This is a genomic window from Enterococcus olivae (genome assembly GCF_053760925.1).
In genome coordinates this window covers 217,417-229,745 of record NZ_JBSMVT010000001.1, presented here as the reverse complement: position 1 = coordinate 229,745, position 12,329 = coordinate 217,417, and the positions used below count along the sequence as shown (strand labels likewise).

10 protein-coding genes are annotated in these 12,329 nt (G+C 40.6%); 8 read left to right on the top strand and 2 right to left on the bottom strand.

Features of this window, described 5'->3' with window-relative positions; translation table 11 throughout:
* Positions 1 to 10: 10 nt before the first annotated feature.
* The 5 genes from ACWODM_RS01290 (at position 11) to ACWODM_RS01270 (ending at position 6,134) form a co-directional block, all read left to right on the top strand.
* Positions 11 to 700, top strand: coding sequence for an amino acid ABC transporter permease (locus ACWODM_RS01290; protein WP_455319549.1), 690 nt, complete (start codon positions 11 to 13; stop codon positions 698 to 700).
* Between the two features lie 120 nt (positions 701 to 820).
* The gene (locus ACWODM_RS01285; RefSeq protein WP_455319548.1) at positions 821 to 1,408 is read left to right on the top strand and encodes a DUF1349 domain-containing protein; all 588 of its coding nucleotides are present in this window, start codon (positions 821 to 823) and stop codon (positions 1,406 to 1,408) included.
* 84 nt (positions 1,409 to 1,492) lie between these two features.
* Positions 1,493 to 3,475, top strand: coding sequence for an alpha-amylase family glycosyl hydrolase (locus ACWODM_RS01280; protein ID WP_455319547.1), 1,983 nt, complete (start codon positions 1,493 to 1,495; stop codon positions 3,473 to 3,475).
* 292 nt (positions 3,476 to 3,767) lie between these two features.
* Positions 3,768 to 5,465: a methyl-accepting chemotaxis protein gene (locus ACWODM_RS01275; protein ID WP_455319546.1), complete on the top strand. Its 1,698-nt coding sequence runs from the start codon at positions 3,768 to 3,770 to the stop codon at positions 5,463 to 5,465.
* Between the two features lie 147 nt (positions 5,466 to 5,612).
* The gene (locus ACWODM_RS01270) at positions 5,613 to 6,134 is read left to right on the top strand and encodes an acyl-CoA thioesterase (RefSeq protein WP_455319545.1); all 522 of its coding nucleotides are present in this window, start codon (positions 5,613 to 5,615) and stop codon (positions 6,132 to 6,134) included.
* 38 nt (positions 6,135 to 6,172) lie between these two features.
* Here ACWODM_RS01270 and argH read toward each other — a convergent pair whose 3' ends face one another.
* Both argH and ACWODM_RS01260 read right to left on the bottom strand, forming a co-directional pair.
* Complete coding sequence (gene argH / locus ACWODM_RS01265) at positions 6,173 to 7,546, bottom strand: argininosuccinate lyase (protein ID WP_455319544.1); 1,374 nt, start codon at positions 7,544 to 7,546, stop codon at positions 6,173 to 6,175.
* A gap of 18 nt (positions 7,547 to 7,564) precedes the next feature.
* Positions 7,565 to 8,764, bottom strand: coding sequence for an argininosuccinate synthase (locus ACWODM_RS01260; RefSeq protein ID WP_455319543.1), 1,200 nt, complete (start codon positions 8,762 to 8,764; stop codon positions 7,565 to 7,567).
* A 203-nt stretch (positions 8,765 to 8,967) separates the two neighbouring features.
* Here ACWODM_RS01260 and ACWODM_RS01255 point away from each other — a divergent pair, with 203 nt between their 5' ends.
* From ACWODM_RS01255 to yqeH, 3 genes are all read left to right on the top strand, one after another.
* Positions 8,968 to 10,428: an amidase gene (locus ACWODM_RS01255; RefSeq protein ID WP_455319542.1), complete on the top strand. Its 1,461-nt coding sequence runs from the start codon at positions 8,968 to 8,970 to the stop codon at positions 10,426 to 10,428.
* A 243-nt stretch (positions 10,429 to 10,671) separates the two neighbouring features.
* Entirely contained in the window at positions 10,672 to 11,196 is a 525-nt protein-coding gene (locus ACWODM_RS01250; protein ID WP_455319541.1) for a YqeG family HAD IIIA-type phosphatase, read from the top strand.
* Complete coding sequence (yqeH, locus tag ACWODM_RS01245) at positions 11,196 to 12,305, top strand: ribosome biogenesis GTPase YqeH (protein WP_455319540.1); 1,110 nt, start codon at positions 11,196 to 11,198, stop codon at positions 12,303 to 12,305. The genes ACWODM_RS01250 and yqeH overlap by 1 nt, the downstream gene beginning before the upstream one ends.
* The last annotated feature ends 24 nt before the right edge of the window (positions 12,306 to 12,329 follow it).

The window sequence follows — 12,329 nt, the reverse complement described above, 5'->3', positions numbered from 1 at the left end:
AGGAGATGACATGGATTATTCCTTTTTAACGGTTTATTATAATTACTTTTTATCGGGTACCCTGGTCACATTGATCATTTCTTTCATTACGGTGATCTTGGGAACGATTTTGGGGATCGTGCTGGCTTTAATGAAACTGTCTTCTTTTCGTCCTTTGCGATGGTTCGCAAATGTCTATATTGAAGTTTTTCGTGGAACGCCAATGCTGGTTCAAATTATCATCAGTGTAGGATTACTCCATAATTTGATTTCTTTTCCCACTTTTCCGATTGGGATCTTAGATATTGATTTTAGTCGACTTTCTGCAGGGATCGTTGCTCTTTCGTTAAATTCCGCTGCCTATGTTGCAGAGATCATTCGTGGAGGAATCAATGCGGTTGATATCGGTCAAAATGAAGCTTCCAGATCATTGGGGTTAAGTGGAGGTCAAACGATGCGTTATGTCATTCTTCCACAAGCCTTGCGTAATATTTTGCCTCCTTTGGGAAATGAATTTATCGTTCTGATCAAGGACTCGTCTTTATTGTCAGTTATTGGAATCTACGAGTTGATGAACAGCGCACAGATCGTTGTTACATCGTCCTTTATTCCTATGAGACCCTTGTACGTAGCAGCAGTGATTTATTTTATTCTGACCTTTAGTACCTCACAGTTGCTAAAAATTTGGGAAAAAAAGCTGGGAAAAGGCTACCGTCGTTAAAAACAAGCGTGCATCACTTTGTATTCTTAGGATACAAAGTGATGTTTTTTTGTATAATTGTATTCTTGGTTATTATGAGATAAAATAATTTTAGAAAGAAAAATGGAGGAGGAGATTTTATTGGAGGTGAACAACGAGCAGTGGTTTTGGTTGAATGAACCACCAAGCTATCAATTTATAGATGGAAGTGTCCATTTAAAAACGGTTCCAGCTACCGATTTTTGGCAACGAACCTACTATGGTTTTCGAAATGATAATGCATCAGCACTACAGATCCAAACGAAGGAGACGTATTTTTCATTCACAGTCAAGGTGAAATTTGATACACAGAAGCGTTTTGACCAGGCGGGGATCCTTTTATATTTGGACAGTGAGAATTGGCTGAAGGCCTCTTCAGAGTACAAAAACGAGTTGGTCCAACGTTTAGGTAGTGTCGTGACAAACAATGGATATTCGGATTGGGCAACTTCCGATATACCGGCGACGATCAATACGATCTGGTATCGTTTAAGCAGACGGGAAGCTGACTATCGCTTGGATTATTCGCTGGATGGTGAATCTTTTAGTCAAATGAGAATCTGTCATTTATTTAAAGGTGATCAAGAAATAGCTTTCGGAATCTATGCCTGTAGTCCAGAAGATTCAAGTTTTGATGCCGTATTCTCAGACTTTGAGCTGACGGAATGTCTTTGGAAGGAACATGTTTAGGTAAAATTTTTATGAAAAGCATTGAATCGAAAGTACAAAAATAGATGCTACGTCCCTTTTGTCAGTAAATTAGGAGGTAGAAATATGGTTAGCGAACAAATAATAGAAGTAGATCCGTTTCTGAAACCGTATGTATCTGACATTCAATTAAGAAACCGAAATTATGAAGAGACAAAGGATCGATTACTTCAAAATGAAGAAAGCCTTGCTGATTTTGCGAACGGTCATCATTATTTTGGCTTTCAAAAACAAGAAAATGGCTGGGTGTATCGAGAATGGGCACCAAATGCTGAAAAGATCGCTTTGATTGGTGAATTCAATGATTGGGATCGCAACAGTCATTTTCTTAGACCGATCGAGCAAGGTATCTGGGAGATCACACTTACGGAAGAGGATCATTTGACCCATGGTTCCAAGGTGCGAATTGAGATCACTACTGGGGAGGATGTGTTTGAGCGTATCCCTACTTATTGCAGACGTGTTGTTCAAAAGGAAGAAAGTATCGACTTTGATGGAGTCGTGTGGTCTCCTTCTGAACCTTTTGAATGGACGGATGGAAATTTCAAGCGTAATCAGGAGGAGCCAGTCTTGATTTATGAAAGTCATGTTGGAATGGCCGGAATCAAAGAAGGAATCTCAACTTTTACAGAGTATATTGAAACTGTTTTACCAAGAGTCAAAAAGTTAGGTTACAATACGATTCAGCTAATGGCGATTGCCGAACATCCTTACTACGGATCCTTTGGTTATCAGGTTTCTAATTTTTTTGCTGTTTCTTCTAAATTTGGAACACCAGAGGAACTGAAGTTACTGATAGATGCCGCTCATAATATGGGAATCAGTGTTTTACTAGATATCGTACATTCGCATGCCGCTACGAATGTTGTAGAGGGACTGGCAGCCTTTGACGGAACGGAAGGACAATTTTTCCATACGGGGGAGAGAGGTACGCATCCTGAATGGGGTTCGAAATTGTTTAATTATGGCAAGACAGAAGTCATTCATTTTTTACTGTCGAATATCAAATACTGGTTGGAAGAATATCATTTTGACGGTTTTCGATTTGATGCAGTTACTTCGATGCTCTACCATCATCATGGTTTAGGTGTTTCCTTTGATCACTATGACAAATATTTTTCAATGGCGACGGATACAGAAGCAGTCACCTATCTACAGTTGGCATCAGAAGTTGCTAAAGAGGTGGATCCGAACTGTCTTTTGATCGCTGAAGATATGAGCGGTATGCCAGGCATGTGCCTGCCAGTAGCGATCGGTGGTATTGGCTTTGATTATCGATTGGGAATGGGGATCCCTGATTTTTGGATCAATACCTTAAAAAATGTTTCTGACTATGATTGGGATTTAGGTGGAATTTGGCATGAGTTAGCACAAAGAAGACCTCAGGAAAAGGTTATCGGCTATTGTGAGTCTCATGACCAAGCATTAGTTGGAGACAAAACGATCATGTTCCGTTTGGCAGATCAGGAAATGTACTGGAAAATGGATGTATTCTCGCAAAGTGACAGTATTGATCGAGCAGTCGCTCTGCATAAAATGATTCGTCTGATCACTTGTACCTGTGCAGGAGAAGGGTATTTGAACTTTATGGGTAATGAGTTTGGACATCCAGAATGGATCGATTTCCCAAGTGAAGACAATGGCTGGAGCTATTCTCATGCAAGACGTCGATGGGATCTGGCGGATGATACGAATCTTAGATATCGTTTCTTACAGTGCTTAGATCAGGAAATGATCCAGTTTGTCAAAGAAAGCCAGCTACTGAACAAGACGTCACAATTGCTATATCATCATGAAGACAATAAATTACTGGCTTACAAGAAGGACGATTTCCTATTTGTCTTTAATTTCCATCCAGTTGAAAGACAGACAGTCGAGTTCGGTACAAATGATTTCTCAAGAGCAGAAGTTGTCTTGCATTCCGAATGGCAAAAATTTGGTGGCTATTTGGATGAAAAAAATGATGAAAATCATTTAGTCGTGGATAATAATCATCGGATAAGTATACCGATCAATCGTCGATCTGTCGTCGTCTATAAAATTTCTTAAATTTTTTATTCAAAGATAAAATCATCGAGAAACAGAATCTTCCAATCAATGAGGAAGACTCTGTTTCTTTTTTTTGAAAAATATTCAAAAAAGTATGCTTGATCAGTTTTTCATGTAAAAAAATGAACAGACTGATTCCATTTAATTAAAAAACGTTAGTTTATTATATAATATTGATATATTAGTCATTATATGTGTTAAAAAAACTTATTTTCTATTTAATAATATAGAAAATAACCGATGTATGTCTTGTATTGTGATTTTTTTCATGTCGTTAAACATAGGAGGAAAGATGAAAAGTAGCATTATAAAGAAAATCACTATGATTGCCACCTTGACCGTGTTTATTAGTGCAGCAATCATAGGAAGTGTGAACTACTATTTTAGCTACAAAGAGACGTTAAAATCAGCAGGAATCGAGTTGACAGGCTGTGCCAATATAACGACGGGAATACTGAACATTGATGAGCTGTCCCGATTGTTGGAAGGAGAGAAAGAACGTTTAACAGGAATCGAAGAACAACTGGAGTGGACGATTGCTCATAAGCATATTTTTTCCGCTGAATATATTTTGTCTTTGGAAGGAACACTAGTTGCTTCAGATTCTCATTTGAAACAACAAGGATACGAAGCAGGGGATCTCTTTCCTATTACACCAGCTGCGATTGAGCAGTTGAAAAAAGGAGAGGTAGTAGCCACTGCAGTCTATACACAAGACGGCCGAAAAAAAATTACCGGCTATGCACCGATTTTTCGCAATCACGATCCGCATGAGGCGGTTATTGCAATCAATGCCATTGATTTTGATGGAAACATTGTTAGTGAAAGAACTTGGGAATCGAATAAACTGACGATCTTGATCAGTTTGATCCTACCTTTCTTTGCGGCTTTACTGACATCGTTCTTTACTCGAGGCTTATTGAAGCCAATCCAAGCAATCAATGTCAATGTGGAGGAACTGGCAAAAGGAAATTTGTCGATCGAGCCACTTCCGATCCATACAGAAGACGAGCTAGGCATGCTTTCTAATCGATTCAACTCGATGGTCTCGGGCTTACGATCACTGATTATTCAAGTGGGGCAAACTTCCAATCGTATTGGAGATAATTCGCAAGAAGTCTACGCCAGTGCAGAGAGTGTTCAGGAAGATACGGAAACAATGACGGTTTCGATCCAGCGAGTAGCTGAACACATTATGCAGCAAAGTGATCTGACGCAAAAAGCGAACGGTGATTTAAAGATGATTGCTGACAGTATTGAAAAAATCAGTCAACATATCGAAGATGTCTCTGACTCTTCTCGTCAGGCTAATGATTTATCTAGAGAAGGACAAAAAATTGTTGATCAAACAATCAAACAAATGGATCGGATCCAAACAACAACGAACGATGCGAATCAAATCACTCATCGTTTGAACCAAAAATTAAAAGAAATTGATCAAATTATTGCTTTGATCAATAGTATTTCTAGTCAAACCAATTTATTAGCCTTGAATGCGGCGATCGAAGCTGCCAGAGCGGGTAAGCATGGAGCCGGTTTTCTGGTTGTATCTGACGAGGTAAGAAAGCTGGCGGAGGAAACGAAAGCAGCAACACAGGAAGTAGGTTCTTTGATTACGGAGATCCAAAAAGAATCTGAATCTTCCGTTCTTAAAGCAGAACAAGGACAACTGGCAGTAGAGGAAGGTCTGCTTTATATTCGTCAGACACATCACTCTTTTGATGGACTTTCTCAAAATGCCACAAATACTGCTGAAGAAGCGGTAGCATTGACCAACGAAACAAGGAATATCAAAGAAAGTATGCGGCAATTAGTGGAAGAAATTGAAGCAGTGGCAGTATTGTCTGATCAAGTTTCCACAAGTACAGACACGATTATGCATGCAAGTGAACAACAAAGCTCGATCATGCAGGAGTTTGTAACGGTGGCTAAAGTACTTTCTGAAATTGCTGACCAATTAAAAACAAGCATTGAAGAATTTCAATTATAATCAAAGACCACAATAGGTCCGTGAAACAAGACGACTAAAAGAGGTTGTTCCAAAGCAAGATTTTATGGGACACTTCAGAAAAAGTAGTCTTGTTTTTCTGTATCTGTGTTAAAATGAAAAAAGAGAGAAAATGTTGAGGTGATTAGATTGCAAGAGAATTTTTGTCGACTGTCGAAAGTGATTCAGACGCATCGAATCTTTCCTTTTGATTTGAATCCATTTGGGTTTTTATTCGGAGGGAAATTAATGAGCTGGATTGATGATGCTGCATCGATCTCTGTGAGCAGACATTGTCGAAGAGGTGCAGTAACTGCGTCATTAGACCAGTTGAATTTCCTTAAACCGTTGCATGGCAACCATTCGGTCTGTGTCGAGACCTATATTTCTGGGACACATAACAAATCGATGGAGGTTTTTGTGAAAGTCATCGGTGAAGACCTAGTGACAAGTGAGCGTTATTTGGCAGCTACTTGCTTTACTACCTTTGTCGCAGTGCCATCCCATATGAATGAAGAGACGGAATTTACCGTACCTAAAGTTGTTCCCGAAACAGAGGAAGAGCAAATGGTTTGTGCAGGTTATGAAAAAAGACGTGATCAACGCTTGAAGGAGCGCTCAGAATACAAAGGATTTGCAGCGAGTTTGTCGATCGACTTGCCTTGGTCCTAAAAAAATGTCTGACGAGAATTTTCTCGTCAGACATTTTTTTAGTTCAACGCTTTTTTCGCTTGTTCAATCTGATGCTTGACTTGATCAAAGCCGGTTCCCCCAAGTGAGTGGCGATTTTTGACTGCTGTGTATGAGCTCAGCTTGTCATACAAATCTTCTTCAACGACAGGAACGATCTCCTGATATTCTTTCAAAGGAATATCTTGTAGATAATTGCCATTTTGGATGCAGCTGAGGACTAATTTGCCAACAATTTCATGTGCTTCTCTAAATGGAATACCTTTGGTTGCCAAATAATCAGCCAACTCAGTCGCATTGGAAAAATCTTTTTCTGTAGACTCCAGCATGTGTTCTTTATTGACCTGCATCGTGGCAATCATCCCTGCCATGATCGCCAGACTTTTCTCAACTGTTTCAACGGTGTCAAACATGCCTTCTTTATCTTCCTGAAAGTCTTTGTTATAGGCTAGAGGCAGTCCTTTAGTGACTGTCAATAAGCCAATCAAATCGCCGTAGACACGTCCTGTTTTTCCACGGATCAATTCAGCCATATCAGGATTTTTCTTTTGTGGCATAATCGAACTGCCTGTTGAAAAAGTATCCGACAATTGCACAAATTGGAACTCATGACTGCACCATAAAATGAGCTCTTCACAGAAACGTGAGAGATGCATCATTAGGATTGAAGAATTGCTTAGAAATTCTAAAATAAAATCACGGTCACTCACAGCATCCAAACTGTTTTCATAAATAGAAGAAAACCCTAGTTCTTTAGCAGAAAATTTTCGATCGATTGGAAAAGTTGTACCAGCCAGAGCGGCTGCACCAAGTGGTGAGCGATCGATTCGTGGCAGGTTTTCCTCCATACGCTCTTGATCTCTGGTCAGCATTTGATAGTAAGCCATCAGATGATGACCAAAAGAGATGGGCTGGGCATGCTGAAGATGCGTATAACCAGGCATGATCGTTTCAATGTTTTCCTCAGCTTTTTCCACTAGTACTTCGCGGAATTCAATGATTTTTTCAATGATACCTTCAACTTTTTCTTTTAAATACAAATGCATGTCGGTCGCAACCTGATCATTTCTTGAACGAGCAGTATGCAGTTTTCCAGCGACCGGACCGATTTCTTCATGCAAGAATGTTTCAATATTCAAATGAATATCTTCGTTTTGTACGGTAAAAATCAATTCGTTGTTTGTTAGTTTTTCCTGAACTTTTATTAGTCCATCGATGATTGTTTGACCTTCTTCTTTGGAAATGATTTGTGTATGGACAAGCATTTTGACATGAGCAAGGCTACCTTGAATGTCTTGTTTTGCTAGGGCTTGATCAAAAGAGATCGATGCACCAAAAGCATCGATCCATTCTTCATTTTTTCCATCGAAGCGGCCACCCCAAAGTTTCTTCATAGAGGTTCCTCCGTTGTATTATTGTTTTTGTTTTGCTTGAATCTCCGCGTGAACCTTACTTGGTAAGCCCCATAATTTGATGAAACCAACAGCTGCATCTTGATCAAACGTATCGGCAGAAGTGTAGGTTGCTAGATTTTCATCGTAGAGACTATTGTCTGACTTACGCCCTTCACAGATGATATTGCCTTTGAACAATTTGACACGAACGACGCCGTTCACATACTCCTGGGTACTTTTTAGAAAAGCAATTAGAGCATCTGTCAGTGGGTTGAACCACAGTCCGTTATAAATGACTTGTGCTAATTGATGTTCAATGATTGGTTTGAAATGTGCCAATTCACGTACAAATACTAGGTCTTCTAGCTCTTTATGAGCAGTCATCAAGGTCATTGCTCCGGGACATTCGTAAACTTCTCTTGATTTGATCCCTACCAAACGGTTTTCAATATGATCGATTCTACCGACACCATGGTTGCCAGCCAAAGCATTCAATTCCGCTGTGATGGTAGACAGGTTCATTTCTTTTCCATCTAGAGCGACTGGCACCCCTTTTTTGAACGTAATCTCAATAACATCTGCTTGATCAGGTGTTTCTTCTAATTCTTTCGTCAGAGCATAAGCACCTTTTGGCGGTGTTGCCCATGGATCTTCAAGAATCCCACATTCGCAGGCACGTCCCCATAAATTTTGATCGATTGAGTAAGGATTATCTAAATCGGCAGGAATAGGCACCCCTTTTTCCTTTGCATAAATAATCTCTTCTTCTCTAGACCATTTCCATTCGCGGACTGGCGCGATTACTTTCAGATGAGGATCAAGAGCGGCGATGGCCACCTCAAAACGAACCTGATCATTTCCTTTACCTGTACAACCATGAGCGATCGTTGTCGCCTTGGTCTCATGGGCAAGTTCTACTAATTTTTTAGAAATCAGTGGTCTTGACAAGGCAGAAACCAGTGGATAAGAGTTTTCGTAGAAGGTATTTCCTTGTAAAGCAATCAATGCGAAATCCTGTGCAAACTCTTCACGAGCATCAATCGCGTAAGATTCGCTCGCTCCTACGTCCAATGCTTTTTGACGAATCGCTTCGGTGTCTCTTCCTTCACCAACATCTAGGCAACAAGCAATCACATCATATCCTTCATCAACCAACCATTTTACAGAAACGGAAGTATCTAGACCTCCTGAATAAGCTAAAATAACCTTTTCTTTCATATTTATACAATCCCTCGCTTTAAGATTTTATGAAGTTATAGTATCAGAAATTAAAGTGGTAGGCAATAGAAAAAGGTATAAATATGCAAAATAAATTAATTAAAAGGTTAAATATACATTTTGTAAGAGTTTTCAAGCTTTTTTATCCATTTACATAGGCAACCATCCAAAATTATGGTAAAAAGGAGATGAGGTGAGAAAATATGGTAAAAGATGGTTTGTATTGGGCAGAGAAGCTGAAGACAAGACAGCTTTCTTTTGAAGAATATGTTGAATCTGTCGCAAAAAAAATAGAAGCAGAAAATCCTAAATGGAACGCAATGGTCAGCTTTGAGAAAGAGAGTGCGTTGCAGCAATACGCTACGAGTTCCCAAATCAATGAACGTGTTTTTGGCGGACTGCCGATTCCCTTGAAAATGTTGGGGCAGTCAAAAGCAGGTTGGTTGAGTACTTCAGGCAGTCGTTTGTTTGTTGAGCAACGTGCGAAACGCAGCAATCATTTTGTTCAGAAATTGGAAAGCTGTGGATTAGTTCCTTTAGGTCAGACGGCAGCGCCGGAATTTGGATTTAAGAATGTTACAGATGCTGAGATCTATGGGAAGACACGGAATCCATGGAATGAAGCCTATTCCGCTGGTGGATCGAGTGGGGGTGCAGCAGCAGCTGTTGCTTCCGGGATGTTTCCATTAGCAGCAGCCAGCGATGGCGGTGGCTCGATTCGTATTCCTGCATCCTTTAACGGACTCATAGGACTGAAACCAAGTCGGGGAACGATGCCGGTGGGACCATCTGGTTGGCGGGGCTGGCAAGGTGCATCGATTTCCTTTGCTTTGACTGTTTCGATGAGGGATACCGAAGCCTTATTCTATAAGATGAGAGGAACGGAAACGTCTGCCCCATATCAAGCACCACAAAGTGAATGGCAGCATCAACAGGCCGCGAATAAAAGACGATTACGGGTTGCTGTGTCAACTGTATCGCCTGTGGGTAGTACTGTTTCTCAAGCAGCGATCCAAGCAACAGAAGACGCTATTCAATTTTTGGTTGAACAGGGACATGAAGTCTTAGAAATTACGTATCCAGTTGATGGACAACGACTGATTCGCGAGTACTATCAGATGAATGGAGCCGAAACGGCTGCAATGTTCGAGGAAATCTCAGGATCGTTGAAGCGGCAAGTGACCAAAGAAGACATGGAGTTAATGACTTGGGGGATTTATCAGTATGGTCGGAAACTTTCAGCAGCAAGTTATGTCCAGTCGTTGCAAAGCTGGGACATCGCTGCCTATCAAATGGAAAGCCTGTTTCAACAATACGATCTCTTTTTATCGCCTGCCACTGCATATACAGCACCCAAAATCGAGGATGATCTGCAAAGCGATATGATTCGTGAAGGATTAGATCATATCGAAGAGCTGTCTCAAGAAGAAGCTGCCGAGTTGATTTATCAAATGTTTGAGAAGAGCTTGGCACTTTCTCCTTATACACAGTTAGCTAATCTGACGGGACAGCCGGCAATCAGTCTGCCAACCTTTGTTACAGCAGAAAAATTGCCTTTGGGAATTCAGTTCATGGCGGCGAAAGGACGAGAAGATTTATTGCTGCAGATCGGCAAAGAATTTGAAGAGCATCAGAAATTTTACTTGCCATCATTCTATCAATGATTGACAGAATGTATTCTTTGAGAAAAACGGTTCAAAAAGAGTCAATGTCGGAACAGAACCAATCGATTTTTTGTGTAGTGAAGGCGGACTATCTAAAAGAGGCGATAAGAATACTCGTATTCAGTTTATCTATCAGTAAATCTGTAAATAAGAACGCTTTTCATTTCACTAGATTTACTGTATAATCAAGGGTTGAGGAGTGCATTTTGGTACTCCTTCATTTTTTGACTATGAGGAGAAATTATGTTTTCAAATTATAAACCAACTTGGATGGTAGATGCTATTTATAAAGTGACTCCTGAACAATTACAAAAACACGGCATCAAAGCCGTTTTGACAGATTTAGACAATACATTGATCGCTTGGAACAATCCAGATGGGACGGAGGAACTGCGTCATTGGCTGGAATCAATGAGGCAGGCGAACATTCCTGTGATCGTTGTTTCCAATAATAACTCTGAACGTGTGGAAAGGGCGCTCAAAAACTTTGACCTTGCTTATGTTGCGCGTGCTTTAAAACCATTAGCCAGTGGGATCAACCGCGCCTGTAAACAACTAAATGTAGACAAAGGGTCTATCGTTATGATTGGTGATCAGATCATGACGGATGTGAAAGCTGCCAACAGTGCAGGCATCCGCAGTATTCTTGTGCGACCAGTCATAGAAACAGACAGCTGGAAGACACAGTTTAATCGGTTTTTGGAACGAAAAATTATGAAACATCTTTTGAACAAACATCCTGAAATGAAATGGAAAGGTGAAATTTAATGACAGAAACAATTCAATGTATCGGTTGTGGTGTTGAAATTCAGACCGAGAATAAAGAAGGACTGGGCTTTACACCGAAAGCTGCGCTTGAAAAAGGTCTTGAGACCGGTGAAATCTATTGTCAGCGTTGTTTTAGATTGCGTCATTACAATGAGATCCAAGATGTTTCATTAACAGATGATGATTTTTTACGTTTGCTTAATGAATTAGGACAAAAAGAGGCTCTGATCGTCAATGTGGTGGATATTTTTGATTTTAATGGTTCGTTGATCCCAGGATTGCACCGCTTTGTGGGAGATAATCCTGTATTGTTAGTCGGAAACAAAGTCGATATTTTGCCAAAATCTTTGAAAAAATCCAAATTGACACAGTGGATGCGGGAGCGAGCACATGAAGCGGGGCTTCGTCCGGTGGATGTTTTGCTCACAAGTGCGAAGAAACCCAATGAGATGTCGGCTCTGTTGGATACAATCGAGCATTTTCGTGAAGGACGGGATGTGTATGTGGTCGGTGTGACCAATGTCGGCAAATCGACTTTGATCAATCAGATCATTCGTCAAACGGCAGGTGTTCAGGAATTGATCACGACTTCCCGTTTCCCGGGTACTACGCTGGATAAGATTGAGATTCCTCTAGAGGATGGGCAGGCTTTGATTGACACCCCGGGAATCATTCATCGACACCAGATGGCTCATTACTTAGGCAAAAAGGATTTGAAGATCGTCGCACCGCATAAAGAGATCAAGCCGAAATCCTACCAATTGAATCCTGAACAGACGTTGTTTTTAGGTGGCTTAGCGAGATTTGACTTTATTCAGGGAGAGCGCAGTTCATTTATTGCCTATGTGTCGAATGATGTGGAGATTCATCGAACAAAATTGGAGAAGGCCACTGATTTTTATGAAAAGCATGCAGGAGGCTTGTTACAGCCACCACGTGCTGAAGAGGTCACTGATTTTCCTGAATTGGTTCGTTTTGAGTTCTCAGTCAAAGAAAAAACCGATATCGTTTTTGCCGGACTTGGCTGGATCACTGTGACGAAGCCTGGTGTCGTAGCTGGCTGGGCACCAAAGGGAGTCGACGTATTGAGAAGAAAGGCACTGATCTAAGCCAATCGCAACAAGTAGTATAGA